Source organism: Pseudomonas sp. DCA-1, from assembly GCF_046523955.1.
Taxonomy (GTDB): Bacteria; Pseudomonadota; Gammaproteobacteria; order Pseudomonadales; family Pseudomonadaceae; genus Aquipseudomonas; species Aquipseudomonas putida_Y.
Genome location: NZ_CP169881.1, coordinates 5,566,828 through 5,591,816, shown reverse-complemented (window position 1 = coordinate 5,591,816; position 24,989 = coordinate 5,566,828). Strand labels below are relative to the sequence as shown.

Genomic DNA, 24,989 nt, shown 5'->3' with positions numbered 1-24,989 from the left:
AGAAAAAGCGGCATCGCCCCCGCCCGGCGCTTGCTTGTCGCTGGTCACTCGCAGCTTGCAGCTCAATACAGGTCTACCGGGTCGACATCCAGCGACCAGCGCACCTGGCGCCCGCTTGGCATCTGTTCCAACACTAGCAACCAGGCGCTGATCAGTCGATGCAACGGCGCCCGGGTATTGGCCTGTATCAACAGTTGCGCGCGGAATCGTCCGGCGCGACGCTCCATGGGTGCCGGTACCGGGCCCAGCAGTTCGATGCCCGGCAGGCGTTGTTCGGCCACCAGGCGCTCGGCGGCGGCACAGGCTTCGTCGAGGAAACCTTCGGCCTGCCCCGGCTTGTGTGCTTCGGCACGCAGCAAGACCAGGTGCGAGTAGGGCGGCAGCCCGGCGGCCCGGCGTTCGTCCAGGGCCTGTTCGGCGAAAGCGAAGTAGCCTTGCTCGGTTAGCTGTACCAGCAGTGGGTGGTCGGCCAGGTGGGTCTGGATGATGACCTTGCCGGGTTCTTCGGCCCGCCCGGCCCGCCCGGCCACCTGGACGATAAGTTGTGCCATGCGCTCGCTGGCGCGGAAGTCGCCGGAAAACAGCCCGCCATCGGCATCGAGGATGGCCACCAGCGTCACCCGCGGGAAGTGGTGGCCCTTGGCGAGCATCTGGGTGCCGACGAGGATGCTCGGCTGGCCGCGCTGGATGGTGCTGAACAGGTTGTGCATGGCGTCCTTGCGCGCCGTGCTGTCACGGTCCACGCGCAGGATCGGGTAATCCGGGAACAGCACCTTCAGGCGCTCTTCGGCGCGCTCGGTACCGGCACCGACCGGGCGCAGGTCGACGTGGTTGCATTGCGGGCATTGGTGCGGCAGGCGTTCGTCATAGCCACAGTGGTGGCAGCGCAGCACGCCGGAGCGCTGGTGCACGGTCATGCGCGCATCGCAGCGTGGGCATTCGGACAGCCAGCCGCAATCGTGGCACAGCAAGGTTGGAGCAAAGCCCCGGCGGTTGAGGAACACCAGCACTTGTTGGCCGGCTTCCAGCGTCTGCCGAATAGCCTGCTGCAGCGGGCCGCTGATACCGCTGTCCAGCGGCAGGCTCTTCACATCCAGGCGCAGCATGCGCGGCGGGCGTGCCCCCCCGGCGCGCTGGTTCATGCGCAGCAGGCGGTAGCGGCCGGTCAAGGCGTTATGCAGGGTTTCCAGCGACGGTGTGGCGGAGCCGAGCAGGATCGGGACGTTCTCCTGGTGAGCGCGTACCAGCGCCAGGTCGCGGGCGTGGTAACGCAGGCCTTCCTGCTGTTTATAGGAGCCGTCGTGCTCTTCGTCGATGATGATCAGGCCGGGGTTTTTCATCGGCGTGAACAATGCCGAGCGGGTGCCGATGATTATATCGGCCTCGCCGTCCCGTGCCGCCAGCCAGGCATCCAGACGTTCGCGGTCGTTCACTGCCGAGTGCAGCAGGGCAATACGCGCGTTGAAGCGTTGCTCGAAGCGCGCCAGGGTTTGCGGGCCGAGGTTGATCTCCGGGATCAGCACCAGCGCCTGCTTGCCGGCTTCCAGGGTTTCGCGGATCAGTTGCAGGTAGACCTCGGTCTTGCCACTGCCGGTGACGCCGGCCAGCAAGAACGCGCCGAAGCCGCCAAAGCCCTCGCACACGGCGTCGAAGGCATCGCGTTGTTCTTCGTTGAGTGGCAGTTCCGGCTGTGCCAGCCAGTGCTCATGGCGTTGTGCCGGCAAGTGGCGGCGCGTCTCGACCTGCACCAGATCCTTGGCCAGCAGCAGGTCGAGGCTGTCCTTGTTCAGGTTGAGTTTGGCCAGCAGGCTGTGGGCCACGCCGTGCGGGTGCTGGGCCAGGGTCTTGAGGGCGTCGCGCTGGCGCGGCGCGCGGGCAATGCGCGGGTCTTCCAGGCGGGCGCCAGGGGCTATATGCCAGAAGCGTTCCTGGCGCATTTCGGCGGCTTCGCCCTGGCGCAGTAGCGTGGGCAGCGCCCAGCTCAGGGTATCGCCCAGGCTGTGCTGGTAGTACTGGGCGGTCCACAGGCACAACTTGAACAGCGACGCGGGGATGGGGGACACCGGGTCGAGCAGGGCGCTGGCCGGCTTCAGTTTGTCGGCGGGCACTTCGCTCTGCGTGCACACCTCTATCAGCACGCCGATCATTTCGCGGCGGCCAAAGGGCACGCGGATGCGCATGCCAGGGGTCAAGGTCTGGCGCGCCATGCTCGCCGGCGCCTTGTAGTCGAACAGGCGCCGCAGCGGAGAGGGCAGGGCAAGGCGCAGGATGACGTCGGACACGCGGAAAGTCTCGGAGGGCGTTACAAGGACTGGCGAGCCTAGCAGACGACGGTCGGTGCAAGCGACATCTTGCGCTGACGGTGTGCTCTGGTATTATTCGCCGCCTAATTACGTGCGGTATTCAACAATTGGTGTTGGGTGGCGGCACGCAGCTCGAGGAAGTGACCATGAAAGAAGGTATCCACCCGAACTACGAAGTAGTTGCAGTCACCTGCAGCTGCGGTAACAAGTTCGAAACTCGTTCGACCCTGGGCAATGTCCTGTCGATCGACGTTTGCAACCTGTGCCACCCGTTCTACACCGGTAAGCAGAAAGTTCTGGACACCGGTGGTCGCGTACAGAAGTTCGCCGATCGCTTCGGCATGTTCGGTGCCAAGAAGTAATCATGCGCATGGCGAATCCTTCGGGTTTCGCATTGTTGCTGAAGAAGGCGCCCCTTGTGGGCGCCTTTTTTGTGGGCGTTATCTGGCATTTCCCGGTCCTGGCGTTCTGCCCACTGCCGGACAAGCCCCAATGGGTAGCGGTACGACAGGTGGTCGATGGCGACACCTTGCGTCTGGTCGATGGCCGCAGTGTGCGGCTGATCGGTATCAATGCCCCGGAAATAGGCCGCAAGGGGCGTACCAGTGAGCCCTATGCCGAAGCTGCCAGGCGGCGATTGCAGGCCTTGATAAAGGCCAGTGACCATCGCGTCGGGCTGGTGCCTGGTGTTGAAGGCAAAGACAAGTACGGTCGCACACTGGCGCACATCTACAGCCGCAATGGCGACAATCTGGAAGCACAATTGCTTAGCGAGGGCTTGGGCTATCGCGTGGCAATTGCCCCTAATGTGCGCTTCAGCGGCTGCCAGCAGCTTGCCGAACAAGCGGCGCGCCAGGCTGGTGTTGGCCTGTGGCGGCGTTCACCCGTGGTGCCTGCAGGCGATGTCAGGCGGTCAGGTTTCGCTGTTGTACGTGGTCGTATCGGAGGCATTGAGCATAATCGTGGCGGGGTCTGGCTGACCCTGGGCAATACCATGGTGCTGCAGGTTCCCGCTCGTCTGCAGCGCAACTTCCCCGCCAGCTTCTTCGATAACCTCAAGGGACACCAGGTCGAAGCGCGCGGCTGGGTGCTGGATCGTTCCCGCAGGGGAGGCCTCAAGCCCGGGCAGCGACGCTGGGTGTTGCCATTGACCGATCCGAGCATGCTGGCGCGCATTTCAGGCTAAAAGATGTAGACATTTCGATAGTGGATTGTACACACTGTAGGTCGTATGCCCCCGTGGGTTGTAGCGTAAAGTCGTAGGCTAAAGGCCTTGACACAAGTGACCGGCCAGTCTTGTGGCTCCCCGGCTCTTTGCGTATCCTCGGCGGTCCGTCAGAACAGTAAATAGCGGAATGCCCACCATGTCAGACCTGAAAACCGCCGCTCTCGAATATCACGCTCAACCTCGTCCGGGGAAACTGAGCGTTGAACTCTCCAAGCCCACTGCCACCGCCCGTGACCTCGCCCTGGCCTACAGCCCAGGTGTTGCAGAGCCGGTGCGCGAAATTGGCCGTGATCCAGAGCTGGCTTACAAATACACCGGCAAAGGCAACCTGGTTGCGGTGATTTCCGATGGCACTGCCATCCTCGGTCTGGGTGACCTCGGCCCACTGGCTTCCAAGCCGGTCATGGAAGGCAAGGGTGTTCTGTTCAAGCGTTTCGCCGGTATCGATGTGTTCGACATCGAAGTCGAATCGGAAAGCCCGCAAGCGTTCATCGACACCGTTCGCCGCATTTCGATCACCTTCGGTGGCATCAACCTTGAAGACATCAAGGCGCCTGAGTGCTTTGAAATCGAACGTACCCTGATCGAGCAGTGCGACATCCCGGTGTTCCACGATGACCAGCACGGTACTGCCATCGTGACTGCCGCCGGCATGATCAACGCCCTGGAAATCGCCGGCAAGAAACTGGAAGACGCCAAGATCGTCTGCCTGGGTGCCGGCGCTGCTGCCATCTCCTGCATGAAGCTGCTGGTAAGCATGGGTGCGAAGGTCGAGAACATCTTCATGATCGACCGTAGTGGCGTGATCCACGCTGGCCGTGACGACCTGAACCAGTACAAGGCGCAGTTCGCCCACGCGACCGACAAGCGCACCCTGGCCGACGCCCTTGACGGTGCCGACGTGTTCGTAGGCCTGTCCGGCCCGAACCTGCTGAGCCCAGAAGGCCTGAAGTCGATGGCTGCCAACCCGATCGTGTTCGCCTGCTCGAACCCGGACCCGGAAATCTCCCCAGAGCTGGCGCATGCCACTCGCAACGACGTGATCATGGCGACCGGTCGTTCCGACTACCCGAACCAGGTCAACAACGTGCTGGGCTTCCCGTTCATCTTCCGTGGTGCTCTGGACGTTCGCGCCAAGCGTATCAACGAAGAGATGAAGATCGCTGCCGCTATCGCCCTGAAAGATCTGGCCAAGCTGCCAGTGCCGAAGGAAGTTTGCGAAGCCTATGGCGTTGAAGGCCTGGAGTTCGGCCGTGAGTACATCATTCCGAAGCCGCTGGATGCACGCTTGATCACCGTCGTTTCCGATGCTGTGGCCAAGGCTGCCATCGAATCCGGCGTGGCTACCCTGCCTTATCCGAAGCACTACCCGCTGACCAGCGTGGATGAAGTGTTCAACGGCTGATTGCCGCAAGCGACATAAAAAAGCCCCGGCTCGCATGAGCCGGGGCTTTTTGTTGGGGCTTGGGAATGTGTCAGGGCTGCAAGGTGTTCGTCAGGGCACTTGTGGCGCCTATCAGATCGAGCGCCGCCCGCGCGGCGCTCGATTCACGCGCCCACGCAAAACCTGAGTCAGGCGCCCTGCCTTAGAACAGATCCATCGGCGTCGCTTCATCGGCTGGCAGCGGGCTGCCCGGTGCCACGCCATTGCCCAGTTCGTCCACCGACGGCGGCGAGTCTTCGGCTTTGAACAGCTCGAAGTAGGCATTCGGTGTGCTCGGCGATGCTGCGCGACCGCTGATCGGGTCGACGCGCAAGCTGAGAATGCCTTCCGGCTCTGCCGGGGCGTGCGCAGGCTTGTCCTTGAGCGCCGCGCCCATGAAGTTCATCCAGATCGGCAGGGCCGCAGTCCCGCCATATTCGCGGCGGCCGAGGGTTTCCGGCTGGTCGAAGCCGACCCAAACGGTAGTCACGTAATCGGCGTTGTAACCGGAGAACCAGGCGTCCTTGGATTCGTTTGTGGTCCCCGTCTTGCCCGCCAGGTCGGTACGGCCCAAGGCCAGGGCCCGGCGGCCGGTGCCGCGCTTGATCACATCCTGCAGCATGCTGGTGAGGATGTAGGTGGTACGCCCGTCGATGATCCGTTCGGCCACTGCTGGCGTTTGCGGTGCTGCGGCCACCTGGTTGACAGCAGAAGGTGCCTCGCCTGGCATGGCGGCAGTGCTGATTGGCTGCTCGGGGGCGGCCAGGCCCGCCTGGTCCTCGGCACCTTGTGGTACGCGGGGCGGGTTGGCGGTGAACAGTGTCTCGCCGCTGCGGCTTTCGATGCGGTCGATCAGGTACGGGGTGATCTTGTAGCCACCGTTGGCAAAGGTGCTCCAGCCGGTGGCGATCTCCATCGGGGTCAGGGTGGCGGTGCCCAAGGCCAGCGACAGGTTGCGCGGCAGGTCCTGTTTGTTGAAGCCGAACTTGGTGATGTAGTCGATGGTGCGATCCACGCCCATGGCTTGCAGCAGGCGGATCGACACCAGGTTGCGCGACTTGTACAGCGCCTCACGCATGCGGATAGGGCCGAGGAAGGTATTGTTGTCGTTCTTCGGTCGCCACACTTTATCCACCGACTCGTCAACGAACACGATCGGCGCATCGTTGACGAGGCTGGAAGCGGTGTAGCCGCTGTCCAGCGCGGCGCTGTAGACGAATGGCTTGAAGCTTGAGCCCGGTTGGCGCTTGGCCTGCACGGCGCGGTTGTAGTTGCTCTGCTCGAACGAGAAACCGCCAACCAGGGCGCGGATGGCACCGTTGTTCGGGTCGAGGGTGACCAGGGCGCTTTGCGCAGCGGGCACCTGGCTGAACTTCAACGTGCCATCTTCAAGGCGTTGCAGGCGTACCAGGTCACCGACCTGGGCCACATCGGCCGGCGATTGCGGTGTGCGGCCCTGGGCGTTGTTGTTGATGAACGGACGCGCCCATTTCATGGTGTCCCAGGCAACCTGCGCCTCTTGGCCGTCGCGGGTCAGCACCTTGAGGCCGGTTTGTTCCACCTGGGTGACAATGGCTGGCTCCAGGCCGCCAAGGGTGCGTTGCTTGCCCAGCTCCTTCAGCCAGGCTGCCTGGGTGCGGCCCGGGAAACGTGCTTCAGGGCCACGGTAGCCGTGGCGCTCATCGTAGTCGGAGAGCCCTTTGAGGACGGCCTTGTTGGCCATTTCCTGCATGTCACTAGGCACGGTGGTCGTGACGCGGAAGCCTTCGGTGTAGGCGTCGCTGCCGTAGCGGCCGACCATTTCCGCGCGGGCCATTTCGGCGATGTACGGGGCATTCACCTCAGGCGTCGGCACGTGGTAGCTGGCATTGAGCGGCTCGGCCAGGGCGGCCTGGTAGCTGGCCTCGTCGATCTTGCCCAGCTTGTACATGCGTCCGAGGATCCAGTCGCGACGCTCTTTGGCGCGCACCGGGTTGGCCAGCGGGTTGAAGCGTGACGGTGCCTTGGGCAGGCCGGCGATCATCGCCATCTGCGCCAGGCTCACGTCACGAATGGACTTGCCGTAGTACACCTGTGCAGCTGCATCGATACCGTAGGCGCGGTTGCCCAGGTAGATCTTGTTCACGTACAGCTCAAGGATTTCGTCCTTGGTCAGCTCACGCTCGATCTGCAGGGCCAGCAGGATTTCGTTGGTCTTGCGTGAGAAGCTGCGTTCGCTGGTGAGGAAGAAGTTCTTCGCCACCTGCATGGTGATGGTGCTGCCGCCGGTCTGGATATGGCCGGTTTTCACCAGCTGGGTCGCGGCGCGCATCAGGCTGCTGGGGTCGACACCGTAATGGTTGAGGAAATTGTCGTCCTCGGCTGACAGCAGCGCCTGAATGAATTGTGGGGGAATATCCGCGAAGCGGATCGGCGAGCGGCGCATTTCGCCGAATTCGGCAATCAGCTTGCCATCGCTGCTGTACACCCTGAGGGGGATCTGCAACTGGATGCTTCTGAGGGACTCGACCGAGGGCAGGCTGGGGCTAAGATACAGAAACGCACCGCTCACACCGAGTACGAGCGCGCAGATGACTGCGACGGAAGACCACCAGAAGAACTTCAGCAGACGTATCAAGGCTTTTCGGTGTCCAGGTTGGGAGTGGATTGCACGCAGGTCCGGTGGACCAAAAAACGCTGGGCATTATAAGCATTTTTCGCCTCTCCGGGTGACCGGCCAGGCTACCCGTCGACTTGATGAGTAGCCCCGGCCCAGTGTTGCCGCGGGGTTGCGACAGGCAGTTGCGTTTGGCAGCTGCACCAAACAGCAAAGGAGTCGCGATGCTTGGACGCTTCGGCAAGGATGCCGGTTCACTCGTGGGGGTGGAAATTACGCCCGACGCCGTTCGGATAATGCAACTGCAACAGCGCAATCGGCGCTGCCGTGTGATGGGGTCGGCACAAGAGCTGTTTCAGGCGCCGCTGGCCGATGACTGGGCTGCGGAACCTGACGTGGTGGCGGCTGCGCTGCAGCGAGCATACCGGCGCAGCGGCCTCAGGCAACGTCGGGTAGCACTGGCGCTGCCGGCCAGTCAGGTTATTTGCAAGTTGTGCCATCTGCCTGTGCAGCAGGGCGGGGCACAGTTGGAGGCGCAGTTGCTTGCCGATGCAGAGCGGCTGTTTCCGTTCCCGCTGGAAGATCTGGCCCTGGATTTTCAGGTCATGGGCGCTTCCCATGCCCAGCCAGGTTGCTCCGAGGTGATGGTTGCCGCCTGTCGGCAGAGTGCGCTGGCGTCACTCGAAGCCGTCGTCGAGGAGGCGGGCTTGCAGTTGGAAGCCGTCGAGGTCGACAACATTGCCTTGTGCCGCATGTTGCCACAGGGCGGCCTTGAGGGAGCAGCACTGCTGCGTGTCGAAGCCCGCAGCGTAACCCTTCATGACTGGCAGCCCGGCAGGGCCTACCAGCGCTGTGAGCTGCAAACGGCTGGCCCGGACATGCACGGGCAATGGCCAGAGCGCCTGCAGGCTTGGCTTGCCGGGCAGGGCCTGCCTGCGCGGTTGTGGGTTGTCAGCAGCTCATCGGTCAGTCCGGACTGGCTGCAGGGCCTTGGCAGCCGGCTGAATGTGCCGTGCACGTACCTGCCTGGTCTGGCAGGGCTTGAACATGTTGATGGGTCGATGCTCCTGGCCTGCGCCTTGGCCTTGGGAGGGTTGCGTCCATGATGCGGCTGAACCTTCTGCCCTGGCGCGAAAGGCAGCGTCAGGCGGCGCTGCGGCGCTTTCGAGGCCAGCTGGTTGCTGGCGCACTGTTGGCTTTGTGCGCCGTGATGCTGGTTGATCAGCTGGCCCGCCAGCGCGGGCAGCAGCAGGTGTTGGCCAATACCCAGCGCCAAGCGACCCTTGATGTACTGGGTGAGCAGGTGCAACCGCTGGCCGAGGTACGTGCACAGCATGAAGCGTTACTTGCCCGTGCGGTGGCTTTGGAAGGCCTGCGCGCCCATCAGGATGTATTGGCCGGTGTGTTCGCCGACCTTGAAGGGGCGCTGCCTGAAGGTGTGCAGCTACTAGACCTGAGCCTTGATAGTGACCGCTTGCAGATGACAGGGGTGGCTGCGTCTGGTGCTGTGGTTGCGCAGTTCATGCGCGACTTGAACCGCTCGAACGCTTTGCTCGATCTGGAACTCAAGCACATCAAGAGCCTGCCGGACGGCGATGAGTTTTTGCTGACCGCTCGCGTTGCGGCGTTTTGGTCGTGAGTACAGCACAAATGGTCGCTTGGCTGGCGGTGGTCGAGCGCTCAGGCCGCTTCCGACGGCTGGCGCCAGTGCTCGTAGCTATTGTGCTGTTCGGCCTCGGCTGCGCGATACGCCTGCCCCCACTGTTACAGCAGCAGGCGCGGGAGGAGGCCAGGCATGTCGAGCTGAGCCAGCTGCAGGCAGCCAGTGCATCGCAGTTGGCAGAACTGGAGCGGCTGAAGGCTTTAGTGGTGCTTGCCGAGCAACGGTTGCAAGAAGCGCACTGGTATCTGGCAGCCGGGGAAAGCATGAGCGACCTGCTTGAGCGCCTGGCAGTGTCGGGGCATGCGCATGGGTTGCTTGTCGAGCGCCTGGATGTAAGTGAGGGCGAGCAACAGGCCGGATTCAGCAAGGTACCCCTGGAGGTACAAGTGGTAGGGCGTTACCCGGCCTTGCGGCTGTGGCTGGACGAATGGTTAGGGCAGGCGCGGATTCTGCGCAGCGGTGACATGAGCCTGGCAACCGTTGATCGCCAGCCTGGGCTGTTGCGCCTGCGGTTGCGGGTTGATGCCTATCATGCGGCTACGCCCATGAAGGCACCCGCAATGCTGGCGCACCTGCCGGCAAGAGCCGCAATGGCTGCGCCTGAGGTGGACCCGTTTGCCCCTGCTATGGCGCGAGTGGCCAGTGCCGGCTTGGTCGGCGTGCCGTTGGCGCAGCTGGAAATGGTCGGCAGCCTAGCGCGCGGGACGGCACGCGAGGCGCTGCTGATGACGGCAGGCAAGCTCTATCGTGTGCGCCCGGGGGACCGGGTAGGGCGCGATCAGGGGGTAGTGAAGCATATAGACCAACGTCAGGTCGAAGTGCGTGAGCGGCTTTTCATGGCGGGGGTATGGCACGAGCGCACGGCGTTCATCACCCTCGCCAAGCGCCTGGGCAAGGAGGCCTCGGACCCGAATGAAAACGTGGATGAAATACCTGCTGGCAACCCTGCTGTCGATCCCGCTGGCTTCGGCGACGCCTTACCAGGGTGAACCCCTGTCGCTGAACTTTCAGGATGTAGAGGTGCGTGCGGTGCTGCAGGTGCTGGCTGACTACGCCGGCGTCAACCTGGTCGCCAGCGATGCAGTACAAGGCAGTGTCACTTTGCGTTTGCAGGACGTGCCGTGGGATCAGGCGCTTGACCTGGTGCTGCGCAGCAAGGGCCTGTCCCGGCGCCAGGAGGGTAATGTGCTGTTGGTGGCGCCTGCAGCCGAGTTTGCCGCGCAATCAGCAGATGCCCGGGTGAGTCAGTTGCTGGATGCGCACCTGCAGCCATTGCGTCGGGAGCTGCTGCCCATTCACCACGCCAAGGCCGCCGATTTGGCGCAGTTGCTGCAGGCAAGTCTGGAGGGTGACGGCATCTCCACGGGTAGCCTGAGTGTCGATGAGCGCACCAATACGCTGGTGGTGTATCTGCCCGCTGAACGCCTGGCCGAGTTGCGCCAGCTGGTGGCGCAGCTGGATGTGCCGGTGCGCCAGGTAGCGATCGAGGCGCGTATCGTCGAGGCCAACGTCGATTATGAGAAAAGCCTGGGGGTGCGCTGGGGCGGGCCGCTGTACGGCGAGAAGTTGCGGCCCGGCAAGGAACTGTTCGTCGACCTCGGCTTGGAGCGTGCCGGCAGCAGTATCGGCCTTGGTTTGTTGCGCGGTGACGTATTGCTGGACCTGGAGCTCAGTGCCATGGAGAAAAGCGGCAACGGCGAGATCATTTCGCAGCCCAAGGTGGTCACGGCTGACAAGGAAACGGCGAGGATCCTCAAGGGTACCGAGGTGCCTTACCAGGAAACGAGCCAAAGCGGCGCTACCTCGGTATCGTTTCGCGAAGCCTCGCTGTCGCTGGAAGTAACGCCACAGATCACCCCGGACAACAAGGTGATCATGACCGTCAGGGTGACCAAGGACGAGCCGGATTACGTCAATGCCTTGAACAACGTACCGCCGATACGCAAGAACGAGGTCAATGCCAAGGTGCGAGTGGCGGACGGCGAAACGATCGTGATCGGTGGCGTCTACTCGACTTCGCAAAACAATGTGGTCGACAAGGTGCCATTTTTCGGCGATCTGCCGTATGTTGGGCGGCTGTTTCGACGCGATGCATTACAAGAGAAAAAATCCGAGCTGCTGGTCTTCCTGACTCCGCGTATCATGAGTGACCAGGCGATTGCTGTGAGTCGTTGATTCTGTGCGAAATTTGATACTTGTGGGGCCCATGGGCGCTGGTAAAAGCACCATCGGACGCCTGTTGGCCAAAGAGCTGCGCCTGCTGTTCAAGGATTCCGACAAGGAAATCGAACTGCGATGCGGCGCAAACATCCCGTGGATATTCGACAAGGAAGGCGAGCCGGGTTTTCGTGATCGCGAGCAAGCGATGATCGCCGAGCTGTGCGCGCTCGACGGTGTGGTCCTGGCCACCGGCGGTGGCGCGGTAATGCGCGAAGCCAACCGCCAGGCGCTGCATCAGGGTGGCCGGGTGATCTACCTGCATGCTTCGGTCGAACAGCAAGTCGGCCGCACCGCGCGCGACCGCAACCGCCCGCTGCTGCGCACGGCCAACCCCGAGGCGACCTTGCGCACCTTGCTGGAAACCCGCGACCCGCTCTACCGCGAGATCGCCGACCTGGTGGTTGAAACCGACGAGCGGCCACCACGCATGGTGGTGATCGATATTCTCGAGCGCTTGCAGCAGTTGCCGCCCCGTTAACCCGGGACTATTCTCGGCCACCAGCGCCGAGGCGAGGCTCAACGTTACCGCGCAGGTCGCCGGATGGCGCCGCGCCCAAGTACATTGTGGGGATACATGCAGACACTAAAGGTCGACCTGGGCGAGCGTAGCTACCCGATCTACATTGGCGAAGGCCTGCTGGACCAGCCCGAGCTGCTGGCACCGCACATCGCGGGTCGGCAGGTTGCCATCGTTTCCAACGAGACCGTCGCGCCGCTGTATCTCGAACGCCTGAGCAAGGCCCTCGGTGCCTACTCGGTACTGCCAGTGGTGTTGCCCGATGGTGAAGCCCACAAGAACTGGGAAACATTGCAGCTGATCTTCGATGGCCTGCTGACAGCCCGCCATGATCGTCGTACTACGGTGGTCGCTCTGGGCGGTGGCGTGATTGGTGACATGGCTGGCTTCGCTGCCGCCTGCTACCAGCGCGGCGTCGACTTTATCCAGGTGCCAACGACCCTGTTGTCCCAGGTCGACTCTTCCGTGGGTGGCAAGACCGGCATCAATCATCCGCTGGGCAAGAACATGGTCGGTGCCTTCTACCAGCCCAATGCGGTGCTGATCGATACCACCAGCCTCAAGACCCTGCCAGCGCGCGAGCTGTCTGCAGGCCTGGCCGAAGTGATCAAGTACGGCCTGATTTGCGACAAGCCGTTCCTCGCCTGGCTCGAAGACAATATGCAGGCACTGCGTGCCCTCGATTCGGCAGCCCTGACCGAGGCCATCCGCCGCTCTTGCGCGGCCAAGGCCGCAGTGGTGGGCGCCGACGAGCGCGAGTCTGGCGTACGGGCCACGCTGAACCTGGGGCATACCTTCGGGCATGCTATCGAAACCCACATGGGCTATGGCGTGTGGCTGCACGGCGAAGCCGTGGCGGCGGGCACCGTGATGGCCCTGGAAATGTCCATGCGCCTTGGCTGGATCGACCAGGCTGAGCGCGATCGTGGGATCCGCCTGTTGCAGGACGCAGGTTTGCCGGTGGTGCCACCACAGGAAATGACCCCGGCGCATTTCATGGAGCACATGGCGGTCGACAAGAAGGTGCTCGACGGTCGTTTGCGTCTGGTGCTGCTGCGCCAGATGGGCGAGGCCGTGGTGACCGACGACTATTCGAAAGAGATTCTTCAGGCCACGCTGTCGGCGGATTACCGCGCGATCGTGGCCCAGCTTTGAGGTTGTGACAGCGCAATGACAAGTTTGCATGCCGATGAGGCCTTTCTCGACCATTACCAGTTGAGCCATGATCCGTTCGCGCCCCGCGTACCTGGCTTCAAGTTCTTCCCGGCCCAGCGCAAGCCTGTGCTTGGCCAACTGCACCACCTGGCGCGCTATAGCCAGTTGATGCTGGTGGTCAGTGGCCCATTGGGCAGCGGCAAGTCGCTGTTGCGCCAGGCCCTGGTGGCCAGCACCAACAAGCAGGCTGTGCAAAGTGTGGTGGTGTCGGCCCGCAGCGCCAGCGATGCCTCCAGTATGCTCGCGCAGGTCGCGCAGGAGCTGGGTGTGGCCCAGCCCGAGGTACAGGCGATCCTGTCGAAGGTGGTGCAGCTGGCACTGACCGGGCAGGAAGTGTATTTGCTGGTGGACGATGCGGAACAACTCGACGAGTCGGCACTCCAAGCGTTGCTGGAATTGGCGGCGGGGGTACCTGAGGGGCGTCCGCACGTGTTTCTGTTCGGTGAGCCATCGCTGATTGCCGGGCTGGACGAGCTCAATGTCGAGGAAGAACGTTTCCACATCATCGAGCTTGCGCCCTACAGTGAAGAAGAGACCCGCGAGTACCTGGAGCAGCGCCTGGAAGGGGCTGGCCGGGGCATTGAGGTGTTCAGCCGTGAACAGATCGCCGATATCCATGAAAACTCCGACGGCTGGCCTGGCAACATCAACCAGGTCGCCCGTGACACTTTGATCGAAGCGATGATCGCCAGCCGCTCGACGGCCAAGCGACCTACCATGGGGTTCAAGATGCCTAAAAAACATGTGCTCGCGCTGTCCGCTGTGGTCGTGGTTGCCGTTGCGGCCGCGGTATTGATGCCCAAGAAAGGCGACAAGGCCCCCGCCGAAGCGCCGGCCGCCCAAGCCCAGTTGCCGCTGGGTGACGGCAAGCAGGGCGCTGCCATCGAGTTCTCCGGCTCCTCCCAGCCAATGCCGCTGCCACTGGTTGGCCAGTCGCAGCCGGTGATGCGCGAACCGCTGGCCCAAGCCGCAGGCATGGGCGACGGTGAAGAGGGAAGCCCGGCTGGCGACACCGCGCTGCAGCCTGGCAACCCGCCACCGACCGTAACCACCATCGCCCCGCCACAAGGTGTGCCGGCTGGCCCGGCGCCTGCGCCTGCCCAGCCAGTACAGTCGGTTGCGCCTGCGTCGAAGCCTGTTGCAACCCAGCCCGCCAAGCCGGTTGCGCCTGCCAAGCCAGCGCCGACCCAGGTCGCCGTGGCCAAACCGGCCGCCAAAGCTGCCGAAAAGCCTGCCGCCGCCAGCGCTGGCAACGGTGGCTGGTATGCTGGACAGAAGCCGGGCAATTATGTGGTGCAGATCCTCGGAACCAGCTCCGAAGCGTCGGCCCAGGCTTACGTCAAGGCCCAGGGTGGCGACTATCGCTACTTCAAGAAAAACCTGCAGGGCAAACCCCTGTACGTCGTGACTTACGGCAGTTTCGCCAACCGCGACGCAGCGGTTGCAGCAATCAAGAACTTGCCAGCGAAGGTCCAGGCTGGTAAACCTTGGCCACGTACCGTCGCCAGCGTCCAACAAGAGCTGGCTGCGGCCCGCTGATACCTTCCGGGCGGCATCACCCCGCCGCCCAGTAGCTAAGCGAATTCTAGCTTTCGACTAGCCTGCTGCGCCCGAGCGCGGCAGGCTTTTCTGTCCCGGACTGCCGGCCACAAGCCCCTAGTTGCAGTCATGGCTGAAACGCTTCAGACTCGAGTCAAGCCGCTATCACGGCGCATGGCGCAAAAACATTCAAAATTGCGACATAAATTTTCAATGCCGAGACATGAAAATTTGTGGGCATCGCTGTCGCTGTGCAACAATGGTTTTCCATGACCACCGCAAAAAAGCTGGCGTTTGATCGGCGTGGATGGTAAGTGGTTGTTAAAAAAGAGATTTACCTCCGTTGAGAGGTGAACCTGGTGAGAATGTGTCTATGAAAACAGGTCTGTACCATCCCGAAGAATTCAAGGACAACTGTGGTTTTGGCCTGATCGCCCATATGACGGGCGTGCCGAGCCACCACCTTCTGCAAACTGCCATGCAGGCGTTGACGTGTATGACCCACCGCGGCGGCATCAATGCCGACGGCAAGACCGGTGACGGTTGCGGTCTGCTCATGCAGAAGCCCGATCAATTCCTGCGAGCTGTGGCCCAGGAGCACTTCGCTGTCGAGCTGCCCAAGCAGTACGCCGTCGGCATGGTGTTCTTCAACCAGGACCCGGTCAAAGCCGAAGCTGCCCGCGCCAACATGGACCGCGAGATCCTCGCCGCCGGCCTGAAACTGGTCGGCTGGCGCAAGGTGCCGATCGACACCAGCGTCCTCGGCCGCCTGGCCCTGGAGCGCCTGCCGCAGATCGAGCAGGTGTTCATTGGCGGTGAAGGCCTGAGCGACCAGGAGTTCGCCATCAAGCTGTTCAGCGCCCGTCGTCGTTCGTCGGTGGCCAACGCCCACGACGCCGACCACTACATCTGCAGCTTCTCGCACAAGACCATCATCTACAAAGGCCTGATGATGCCGCGCGATCTCGCGGCGTTTTACCCAGACCTGGGTGACGAGCGCCTGCAAACCGCGATCTGCGTGTTCCACCAGCGCTTCTCCACCAACACCTTGCCGAAATGGCCGCTGGCGCAGCCGTTCCGCTTCCTCGCCCACAACGGCGAGATCAACACCATCACCGGCAACCGCAACTGGGCCGTGGCTCGTCGCACCAAGTTCGCCAACGACCAGATCCCCGACCTCGAAGAGCTCGGCCCGCTGGTCAACCGCGTCGGTTCCGACTCGTCGAGCATGGACAACATGCTGGAACTGATGGTCACCGGTGGCATCGACCTGTTCCGCGGCGTGCGCATGCTGGTACCGCCGGCATGGCAGAACGTCGAGACCATGGACGCCGACCTGCGCGCCTTCTACGAATACAACTCCATGCACATGGAGCCGTGGGATGGCCCGGCCGGTATCGTCATGACCGAAGGCCGCCACGCGGTGTGCCTGCTCGACCGTAACGGTCTGCGCCCGGCGCGCTGGGTGACCACCACCAATGGCTACATCACCATCGCCTCGGAAATCGGCGTATGGGGCTATCAGCCTGAGGAAGTGCTGGCCAAGGGCCGTGTCGGCCCGGGCCAGATCCTTGCCGTGGACACCGAAACCGGCCAGATTCTCGACACCGACGCCATCGACAACCGCCTGAAGTCGCGGCACCCATACAAGCGCTGGTTGCGTCAGCACGCTACGCGTATCCAGGCGACACTGACCGACGACCAGGGCGTGGCCAGCTACGACGCTGACCAGCTCAAGCAATACATGAAGATGTTCCAGGTTACCTTCGAAGAGCGTGACCAGGTGCTGCGCCCGTTGGGTGAGCAGGGCCAGGAAGCCGTTGGTTCGATGGGTGACGACACGCCGATGGCCGTGCTGTCGCAGCGCGTGCGTTCGCCATACGACTTCTTCCGCCAGCAGTTCGCTCAGGTGACCAACCCGCCGATCGACCCGCTGCGCGAAGCGATCGTGATGTCGCTGGAAATCTGCCTGGGTGCCGAGCGCAACATCTTCCAGGAGTCCCCGGAGCACGCTTCGCGGGTAATCCTAAGCTCGCCGGTCATCTCGCCTGCCAAGTGGCGTTCGCTGATGAACCTGGAGCGCGAAGGCTTCGACCGCCAGCTGATCGACCTCAACTATGAGCAAAGCGTCGGCCTGGAAGCAGCCATCCGCAACATTGCCGACCAGGCCGAAGAAGCTGTGCGTGGGGGCAAGACCCAGCTGGTGCTGAGCGACCGTTATATTGCCCCGGGCAAGCTGCCGGTGCACGCTTCGCTGGCCGTGGGTGCCGTGCACCACCGCCTGACCGAAAAGGGCCTGCGTTGCGACAGCAACATCCTGGTGGAAACCGCTACCGCCCGTGATCCGCATCACTTCGCCGTGCTGCTGGGCTTCGGTGCCTCGGCCGTTTACCCGTACCTGGCGTATGAAGTACTGGCTGACCTGATTCGTACCGGCGAAGTGCTGGGCGACCTGGATGAAGTGTTCAAGTACTACCGCAAGGGTATCTCCAAGGGCCTGCTGAAGATCCTGTCGAAGATGGGGATCTCCACCATCGCTTCGTACCGCGGTGCACAGCTGTTCGAGGCCATCGGCCTGGCCGAGGAAGTGGTAGGCCTGAGCTTCAAGGGCGTGTCCAGCCGCATCAAGGGTGCGCGCTTCGAAGACCTGGAAAACGACCAGAAGCTGCTGGCGGCCGAAGCCTGGAGCGCGCGCAAGCCGATCCAGCAAGGCGGCCTGCTGAAGTTCGTCCACGGTGGCGAATACCACGCCTACAACCCGGACGTGGTCAACACCCTGCAAGCCGCCGTGCAGCAGGGCGACTACGCCAAGTTCAAGGAATACACCACGCTGGTGGACCAGCGCCCGGTGTCGATGATCCGTGACTTGCTCAAAGTGAAGGTGGCCGACCAGCCGCTGGCGCTTGAGCAGATCGAGCCGCTGGAGGCGATTCTCAAGCGCTTCGACTCGGCGGGTATCTCGCTGGGTGCACTGTCGCCGGAAGCTCACGAAGCGCTGGCTGAGGCCATGAACCGCCTGGGCGCGCGCTCCAACTCTGGTGAAGGCGGCGAAGACCCGTCGCGCTATGGCACCATCAAGAGCTCGAAGATCAAGCAGGTGGCCACCGGCCGTTTTGGTGTGACTCCGGAGTACCTGGTCAACGCCGAAGTGTTGCAGATCAAGGTTGCCCAGGGCGCCAAGCCCGGTGAGGGCGGCCAGTTGCCGGGCGGAAAGGTCAACGGCCTGATCGCCAAGCTGCGTTATGCGGTGCCGGGCGTGACCCTGATCTCGCCACCTCCACACCACGACATCTACTCGATCGAAGATCTGGCGCAGCTGATCTACGACCTCAAACAGGTCAACCCGCAGGCGCTGGTATCGGTCAAGCTGGTAGCCGAAGCGGGCGTGGGCACCATCGCCGCTGGTGTGGCCAAGGCCTATGCCGACCTGATCACCATCTCCGGTTACGACGGTGGTACCGGTGCTTCGCCGCTGACCTCGATCAAATACGCCGGCGCCCCTTGGGAGCTGGGCCTGGCGGAAACTCACCAGACCCTGCGCGGCAACGACCTGCGCGGCAAGGTGCGGGTGCAGACCGACGGCGGCCTGAAAACCGGCCTGGACGTGATCAAGGCGGCCATCCTCGGTGCCGAAAGCTTCGGCTTTGGTACCGCGCCAATGATTGCCCTGGGCTGCAAGTACCTGCGCATCTGCCACCTGAACAACTGCGCCACCGGCGTGGCCACCCAGAACGACAAGCTGCGCAAGGACCACTACATCGGCACCGTCGACATGGTGATCAACTTCTTCACCTTCGTCGCCGAAGAAACCCGCGAGTGGTTGGCCAAGCTGGGCGTGCGCAGCCTTGGTGAACTTATCGGCCGTACCGACCTGCTCGATGTGCTGCCAGGTGACACCGAGCGCCAGCAGTACCTGGACCTGTCGCCGCTGCTGGGCAGCTCGCACATTCCGGCGGACAAACCGCAGTTCTGCGAAGTCGACAAGAACCCGCCGTTCGACCTGGGCGAGCTGGCCGAGAAGATGGTTGATATGGCCATGCCGGCCATCCGCGACCAGGCGGGTGGCGAGTTCAGCCTCGACATCTGCAACTGCGACCGCTCCATCGGTGCGCGTGTGTCGGGCGAAATCGCCCGCCTGCACGGCAACCAAGGCATGGCTGCGGCGCCGATCACCTTCCGCTTCAAGGGGACTGCGGGCCAGAGCTTTGGCGTGTGGAACGCTGGTGGCCTGAACCTGCACCTGGAAGGCGACGCCAACGATTACGTCGGCAAAGGCATGACCGGTGGCAAGGTCACCATCGTGCCGCCAGCCGGCAGCCCGTTCGAAACCCAGCACAGCGCCATCGTTGGCAACACCTGCCTGTACGGTGCCACTGGCGGCAAGCTGTTTGCCGCAGGTACTGCGGGCGAGCGCTTCGCTGTACGTAACTCCGGCGCCCATGCTGTTGTCGAGGGCACTGGCGATCACTGCTGTGAATACATGACCGGCGGCTTTGTCTGCGTTCTGGGCAAGACCGGTTACAACTTCGGTTCTGGCATGACTGGCGGCTTTGCCTACGTGCTCGACATGGACAATAGCTTCGTCGACAAGCTCAACCACGAGCTGGTGGAAATCCAGCGTATCAGTGGCGAAGCGATGGAGGCCTACCGTAGCCACCTGGCGCGTGTCCTTGCCGAGTATGTGGATGAGACCGGCAGTGAGTGGGGGCGTGAGCTCTCGGAGAACCTGGACGACTACGTGCGGCGCTTCTGGCTGGTCAAGCCGAAGGCAGCCAACCTGAAGCAGCTGTTGTCCAGCACCCGTGCCAACCCGCAGTAAAAACAGCTGCAAGTGGCAAGCCTCAAGCTGCAAGTAATGGCAGTACGAGGTTTGCCCGGCTTAAGTGATCGTCTTGCGGCTTGCAGCTTGTAGCTTGCAGCTGCTGTAAAGAGGTTTTGAAAAATGGCTGAACGTCTGAACAATGACTTCCAGTTCATCGAAGTGGGCCGAAAGGACCCGAAAAAAAAGCTGCTGCGCCAGCGCAAGAAGGAGTTCGTGGAAATCTACGAACCGTTCAAGCCGCAGCAGTCCGTAGAGCAGGCGCACCGCTGCCTGGGCTGCGGTAACCCGTATTGCGAGTGGAAGTGCCCGGTACACAACTTCATCCCCAACTGGTTGAAGCTGGTCTCCGAAGGCAACATCCTGGCCGCGGCGGAACTGTCGCACCAGACCAACACCCTGCCCGAAGTATGCGGCCGTGTTTGCCCGCAAGACCGCCTGTGCGAGGGTGCCTGCACCTTGAACGACGGCTTTGGCGCGGTGACCATCGGCTCGGTGGAGAAGTACATCACCGACACCGCCTTCGCCATGGGCTGGCGCCCGGACATGTCCAAGGTCAAGCCAACCGGTAAACGCGTCGCCATCATCGGCGCCGGCCCGGCGGGCCTGGGCTGCGCCGACGTCCTGGTGCGCGCTGGGGTAACCCCGGTGGTGTTCGACAAGAACCCGGAAATCGGCGGCCTGCTGACCTTTGGCATCCCCGAGTTCAAGCTGGAAAAGACCGTGCTCAGCAACCGCCGCGAAGTCTTCACCGGCATGGGTATCGAGTTCCGCCTGAACACCGAGGTGGGCAAGGACGTGACCATGGAACAGCTGCTCGCCGAGTACGATGCAGTGTTCATGGGCATGGGTACCTACACCTACATGAAGGGCGGCTTCCCGGGCGAGGACCTGCCGGGCGTGCATGACGCACTGGACTTCCTGATCGCCAACGTCAACCGCAACCTGGGCTTCGAGAAGTCGCCGGAAGACTTCGTCGACATGCAGGGTAAGAAAGTGGTGGTGCTGGGCGGTGGTGACACCGCGATGGACTGCAACCGTACCTCGATCCGTCAGGGTGCCAAGGCGGTGACCTGTGCTTATCGTCGTGACGAAGCCAACATGCCGGGTTCGCGCAAAGAGGTGAAGAACGCCAAGGAAGAGGGCGTGAAGTTCCTCTACAACCGCCAGCCCATTGCCATTGTGGGTGAGGACAAGGTCGAAGGCGTCAAAGTGGTCGAGACCCGCCTGGGCGAGCCTGATGCCCGTGGCCGCCGCAGCCCTGAGCCCATCCCGGGCTCCGAAGAGATCCTGCCGGCAGATGCCGTGGTGATCGCCTTCGGCTTCCGCCCGAGCCCGGCGCCGTGGTTTGAGCAGCATGGCATTCAGCTGGACAGCCAGGGCCGTGTGGTTGCCCCGGAAAAGGGTAAGTTCAAGCATCAGACCAGCAACCCGAAAGTGTTCGCCGGTGGCGACATGGTGCGTGGTTCGGACCTGGTGGTGACTGCGATCTTCGAAGGGCGTACGGCCGCCGAGGGTATCCTCGACTACCTCGAAGTCTGATTGGCGACCTATTCGCGGGCATGCTCGCTCCCGCAGGTTTGAGCGCAGAACCTGTGGGAGCGGGCATGCCCGCGAAGCTTTTGTATACAAAAACGCTTGATCTGTGGCATCCAATAGACAAAACACATGGCCATGGCCGTGCCTTTTGCGCTGGTGTCTGAGAAAATGCCCGCACTATTTTTCCGGATGCCGACATGACTGCCCTGAAGAACGATCGTTTCCTGCGTGCACTGCTCAAGCAACCTGTAGACGTCACCCCGGTGTGGATGATGCGCCAGGCCGGCCGCTACCTGCCGGAGTACCGCGCCAGCCGCGCCAAGGCCGGTGACTTCATGAGCCTGTGCATGAACCCGCAGTTCGCCTGCGAGGTCACCCTGCAGCCGCTGGACCGCTACCCGCTGGACGCGGCGATCCTGTTCTCGGACATCCTCACCATTCCCGATGCCATGGGCCTGGGCCTGTACTTCGAAACCGGTGAAGGCCCGCGTTTCAAGAAGGTCATCAGCACTCCGGCCGACATCGAAGCGCTGCCAGTCCCGGACCCACAGAAAGACCTTGGCTACGTGATGGACGCGGTCAGCACCATTCGCCGTGAGCTCAATGGTCGTGTGCCGCTGATCGGCTTCTCCGGCAGCCCGTGGACCCTGGCCACCTACATGGTCGAAGGCGGCTCGTCGAAAGACTTCCGCAAGACCAAGGCCATGGCCTACGACAACCCGCAAGCCCTGCACATGCTGCTGGACAAGCTGGCCCAGTCGGTCACCAGCTACCTTAACGGCCAGATCCTGGCCGGCGCCCAGGCCGTGCAGATCTTCGACACCTGGGGCGGCAACCTGTCGGCGGCGGCCTACCAGGAGTTCTCACTGGCCTACATGCGCAAGATCGTCAGCGGCCTGATCCGCGAGCACGAAGGGCGTAAGGTGCCGGTGATCCTGTTCACCAAGAACGGCGGCTTGTGGCTGGAAAGCATTGCCGAAGCCGGCGCCGACGCGCTGGGCCTGGACTGGACCTGCGAGATCGGCGACGCCCGTCGCCGTGTGGGTGACAAGGTGGCGCTGCAAGGCAACATGGACCCGACCGTGCTGTACGCCAAGCCTGAAGCCATTCGCAAGGAAGTGGCGCGCATCCTGGCCAGTTATGGCCACGGCACTGGCCATGTGTTCAACCTTGGTCATGGTATTACCCCGGAAGTCGATCCGGAGCATGCCGGTGTGTTCATCAATGCTGTGCACGAGCTGTCGGCGCAGTACCACCAGTGACTTGATGCACTGCTCAGTAAACCCGGCTTCGATGCCGGGTTTTTTGTGCATTAAGTTTTAATTCAGCGATCGTCGTTAATCTGGTCCCATCGAAACCGAAACAGGACCCGATCCTCATGAAAACCCATTATCTCGCACTGATCCTCGTCCCGCTGTTCAGTACCGCTGCCCTTGCTGGCAGCTATACGGGCCCTGGTGCCCAGCCAGTTTCCACCGTGGCTGCTGCCAATGATGCCGCCGATGATACTCCGGTGGTGCTGCAGGGGTTCGTGACCAAAAAGATCAATAACGACGACAAGTACGAGTTCAAGGATGACACGGGCACCATAACCGTCGAAATTGACGATGAAGATCTCCCGCAGACACCGTTCAACGAAAAAACCAAGGTCAAACTGACTGGTGAGGTGGAGAAGCACCTGATGAGCAGGGAGGTCGATGTAGATGTTGTCGAACTCCTCACCCCGGTTGGGCGATAGCAGCGCGTGTAACGAGCTAATTCCTACATATTGATCCCTGGCGCGTAAATAGACTGGGCCACTCAGTCGGGCTTGCTGGTGCAAGTCCATTACGCCGGGGGGCATCATGAGTACAACAAAGAATGTGCGAAGGCTGTTGGCTACCAGTGTGTGGGTAGCAATGGCCGGTGCGGGTATACAGGGACAATTGGCCTATGCCCATGGTTATACCAGCGAGCCGCCTTCGCGCGCCTACGCCTGTCGCTTGGGGCAAAATACCGAGTGCGGGGCAGCGACGTACGAGCCCCAGTCAGTCGGAGAAACCGTTAAAGGATTCCCTGCACGTGGCCCTGTCGACGGCAAACTCGCCAGTGGTGGAGAGCGAGGTGACTTTGCTCCGCTTGACGAACAGTCTGCCAATCGTTGGCACCTGACCACTATCAAGCAGCGCGACATTACCTTCGAGTGGCATTACACCGAAGGGCACAAGACAACCGGTTGGGAATACTTCATCACCAAGGCCGGTTGGAATCCCAATTCACCCTTGGCGCGCGATGCGTTCGAGTTGACGCCTTTCTGCAAGGTAGATGGCCACGGCAAGCCGGCGCGCGGCGAAGGTCAACCCACCGTCGGGCCATCGCCGGTCAAGCATCAGTGCACCTTGCCGGCAGACAGGTCGGGGCACCATGTCATCATGGGTGTCTGGACTGTCGATGATACGGCCGCCGCGTTTTACAACGTGATGGATGTGGATATCCAAACTGATGGCGGCCCTGTTCCGCAATGGCCACAAGTAGGCGCCATCAATCCACATCGGGACTTGCAGATTGGCGACAAGGTGAAGGCCCGTGCGTTCGTGGCGGGTTCAGAGAGCGCGCCTTACAGCGTGAGTATTACCATCGAGAACGCTGAAGAAGGCCTTGCACCCAACTGGTCGTACAAGCTCGCCACGCGTATCAATGAAAGCCAGTCGCTGGTACAGGCAGGTCAACCCGATCAAGAAGGCAATATCACGCCGGTACAGGGCGCCAACAATATCTATGCAAAGCCTGAGACAGGTATCAGCAGCTATCAGTTGGACTTCGAAGGCGTGCCTTCGGATGACAGCTATCTGCACCTGCATGATCTCAAGTCGGAATATACCCTGACTGATGGAAAGGCGGCGCTGGACTTCACGGTGATGACCAACCGTAACTTGCAGGTGAGTGCGCGGCTGTACGATTCAGCCAACCAGCAGGTCGGCTTCGTCCGTCAGCAAGTGGATGCCACCACCAGCCCGATTTCTCTGCCGGTAGCCAGTGTCGAAGGCGAGCACCTGCTCAAGGTTGTCGGTGTCAATAAAACCGGGCGCATATTGCTTCAGGAGGAGCGCAAGGTTCAGTTGAAGACGGCCGGGGGTGAAGGCTACGACTTCGAATTCCCGCAATCGCTTGCCAGTTACAAGGCAGGAACTCGCGTCCTGCAACCGAAAACTGGCGAGGTGTTCGAGTGCAAGCCATTCCCGTATGAAGGCTGGTGCAAGATCTATTCGGAAAGTGCCAGTCAGTATGAGCCAGGTGTGGGCAGCAACTGGCAAGACGCCTGGATCAAACGCTAAGGAGATCTGGCCTGGCAGCCTGAGTTGGGCTGCCGGGTCAGGCTCGGGACTTTTCGATGTCGCAAGATAAATATGCTTGGCAACAGGTTGTGTTGCACTGGATCTCTGCCCTGATTATCGGTTGGGCGCTGGCGAGTGGTTTCTATGTTTCCCTGGTTGAGGTCCAACCCTCCAGCGCTGACTTCATCGGCTTCGTGAATGTTGGGCTGACCACGCTTTTTATCCCGGTTTTTCTCATGCGTTGGCTGCTTCGCGTGTGCATGGCCAGGCCAGGCGCGGTACACCAGAGTGTCGCCGGGCGCCGGGTAGCTCATTTCGTCCATGAAGGGCTGTACTGGCTCACGGCATTGGTTCTGCTGTCCGGTGTGCTGATGATGGACCGACCGATCGAGGTGTTCGGCTGGTTTGCCATAGCGCCCTTGCTTGTTGACCCTTCATGGCTGGATGCCTGGCGCAAGTTGCACGTTGCAGCAAGTACGTTGCTTGCTGGCGCCATGTTGCTGCATGTCGTAGCGGTGGTAATGCACGAACTTTCGGGTCGACGCATCATTCGGCGGATGTTGCCTTGAGTCGATGAAACGGTTGGGGCATTGGGCCTGGGCGGCGATACCTG

At 62.1% G+C, this 24,989-nt stretch carries 18 protein-coding genes; 16 read left to right on the top strand and 2 right to left on the bottom strand.

The window, feature by feature from the left end; translation table 11 throughout:
• Window positions 1–62: 62 nt before the first annotated feature.
• A complete protein-coding gene (locus tag ACE4QZ_RS26190; protein WP_053870425.1) occupies window positions 63–2,282 on the bottom strand; it encodes a primosomal protein N' in 2,220 nt (739 codons plus the stop codon).
• A 167-nt stretch (window positions 2,283–2,449) separates the two neighbouring features.
• On the opposite strand from ACE4QZ_RS26190, the gene rpmE reads away from it, so the two are divergent.
• The 3 genes from rpmE to ACE4QZ_RS26175 all read left to right on the top strand — a co-directional run bounded on the left by rpmE (window position 2,450) and on the right by ACE4QZ_RS26175 (window position 4,936).
• A complete protein-coding gene (gene rpmE / locus ACE4QZ_RS26185; protein WP_003249127.1) occupies window positions 2,450–2,665 on the top strand; it encodes a 50S ribosomal protein L31 in 216 nt (71 codons plus the stop codon).
• A gap of 2 nt (window positions 2,666–2,667) precedes the next feature.
• Window positions 2,668–3,489 carry a thermonuclease family protein gene (locus ACE4QZ_RS26180; RefSeq protein WP_028697533.1) on the top strand — a complete coding sequence of 274 codons (822 nt, stop codon included), beginning with the start codon at window positions 2,668–2,670 and terminating at the stop codon, window positions 3,487–3,489.
• Window positions 3,490–3,667: 178 nt separating this feature from the next.
• Window positions 3,668–4,936 (top strand): malic enzyme-like NAD(P)-binding protein, encoded by a 1,269-nt coding sequence (locus tag ACE4QZ_RS26175; protein WP_003249133.1) that lies wholly within the window; start codon window positions 3,668–3,670, stop codon window positions 4,934–4,936.
• Window positions 4,937–5,117: 181 nt separating this feature from the next.
• Here ACE4QZ_RS26175 and ACE4QZ_RS26170 read toward each other — a convergent pair whose 3' ends face one another.
• Window positions 5,118–7,568, bottom strand: a complete 2,451-nt coding sequence (locus ACE4QZ_RS26170; RefSeq protein WP_373939455.1) for a penicillin-binding protein 1A — start codon at window positions 7,566–7,568, stop codon at window positions 5,118–5,120.
• A gap of 206 nt (window positions 7,569–7,774) precedes the next feature.
• Here ACE4QZ_RS26170 and pilM point away from each other — a divergent pair, with 206 nt between their 5' ends.
• The 13 genes from pilM (at window position 7,775) to ACE4QZ_RS26105 (ending at window position 24,945) form a co-directional block, all read left to right on the top strand.
• The gene (gene pilM / locus ACE4QZ_RS26165; RefSeq protein ID WP_101196374.1) at window positions 7,775–8,656 is read left to right on the top strand and encodes a type IV pilus biogenesis protein PilM; all 882 of its coding nucleotides are present in this window, start codon (window positions 7,775–7,777) and stop codon (window positions 8,654–8,656) included.
• The gene (locus tag ACE4QZ_RS26160) at window positions 8,653–9,189 is read left to right on the top strand and encodes a PilN domain-containing protein (RefSeq protein WP_021783676.1); all 537 of its coding nucleotides are present in this window, start codon (window positions 8,653–8,655) and stop codon (window positions 9,187–9,189) included. The genes pilM and ACE4QZ_RS26160 overlap by 4 nt, the downstream gene beginning before the upstream one ends.
• A gap of 11 nt (window positions 9,190–9,200) precedes the next feature.
• A complete protein-coding gene (locus tag ACE4QZ_RS26155; protein WP_275966802.1) occupies window positions 9,201–10,202 on the top strand; it encodes a pilus assembly protein PilP in 1,002 nt (333 codons plus the stop codon).
• Entirely contained in the window at window positions 10,126–11,388 is a 1,263-nt protein-coding gene (locus ACE4QZ_RS26150) for a type IV pilus secretin PilQ (protein WP_279934636.1), read from the top strand. The genes ACE4QZ_RS26155 and ACE4QZ_RS26150 overlap by 77 nt, the downstream gene beginning before the upstream one ends.
• Before the next feature lie 4 nt (window positions 11,389–11,392).
• Window positions 11,393–11,911, top strand: coding sequence for a shikimate kinase AroK (aroK, locus tag ACE4QZ_RS26145; RefSeq protein ID WP_010955625.1), 519 nt, complete (start codon window positions 11,393–11,395; stop codon window positions 11,909–11,911).
• A 96-nt stretch (window positions 11,912–12,007) separates the two neighbouring features.
• The gene (gene aroB, locus ACE4QZ_RS26140; RefSeq protein ID WP_003249149.1) at window positions 12,008–13,105 is read left to right on the top strand and encodes a 3-dehydroquinate synthase; all 1,098 of its coding nucleotides are present in this window, start codon (window positions 12,008–12,010) and stop codon (window positions 13,103–13,105) included.
• A 15-nt stretch (window positions 13,106–13,120) separates the two neighbouring features.
• Complete coding sequence (locus tag ACE4QZ_RS26135) at window positions 13,121–14,704, top strand: SPOR domain-containing protein (RefSeq protein ID WP_021783679.1); 1,584 nt, start codon at window positions 13,121–13,123, stop codon at window positions 14,702–14,704.
• Window positions 14,705–15,077: 373 nt separating this feature from the next.
• A complete protein-coding gene (gltB, locus tag ACE4QZ_RS26130) occupies window positions 15,078–19,523 on the top strand; it encodes a glutamate synthase large subunit (protein ID WP_021783680.1) in 4,446 nt (1,481 codons plus the stop codon).
• Window positions 19,524–19,646: 123 nt separating this feature from the next.
• Window positions 19,647–21,065 carry an FAD-dependent oxidoreductase gene (locus tag ACE4QZ_RS26125; protein ID WP_003249156.1) on the top strand — a complete coding sequence of 473 codons (1,419 nt, stop codon included), beginning with the start codon at window positions 19,647–19,649 and terminating at the stop codon, window positions 21,063–21,065.
• A 194-nt stretch (window positions 21,066–21,259) separates the two neighbouring features.
• Window positions 21,260–22,324: a uroporphyrinogen decarboxylase gene (gene hemE, locus ACE4QZ_RS26120; protein ID WP_021783681.1), complete on the top strand. Its 1,065-nt coding sequence runs from the start codon at window positions 21,260–21,262 to the stop codon at window positions 22,322–22,324.
• A 116-nt stretch (window positions 22,325–22,440) separates the two neighbouring features.
• Complete coding sequence (locus tag ACE4QZ_RS26115; RefSeq protein ID WP_021783682.1) at window positions 22,441–22,800, top strand: YgiW/YdeI family stress tolerance OB fold protein; 360 nt, start codon at window positions 22,441–22,443, stop codon at window positions 22,798–22,800.
• 106 nt (window positions 22,801–22,906) lie between these two features.
• A complete protein-coding gene (gene gbpA, locus ACE4QZ_RS26110) occupies window positions 22,907–24,376 on the top strand; it encodes an N-acetylglucosamine-binding protein GbpA (protein WP_103443679.1) in 1,470 nt (489 codons plus the stop codon).
• A 56-nt stretch (window positions 24,377–24,432) separates the two neighbouring features.
• Complete coding sequence (locus ACE4QZ_RS26105; RefSeq protein WP_021783684.1) at window positions 24,433–24,945, top strand: cytochrome b/b6 domain-containing protein; 513 nt, start codon at window positions 24,433–24,435, stop codon at window positions 24,943–24,945.
• Window positions 24,946–24,989: the final 44 nt, after the last annotated feature.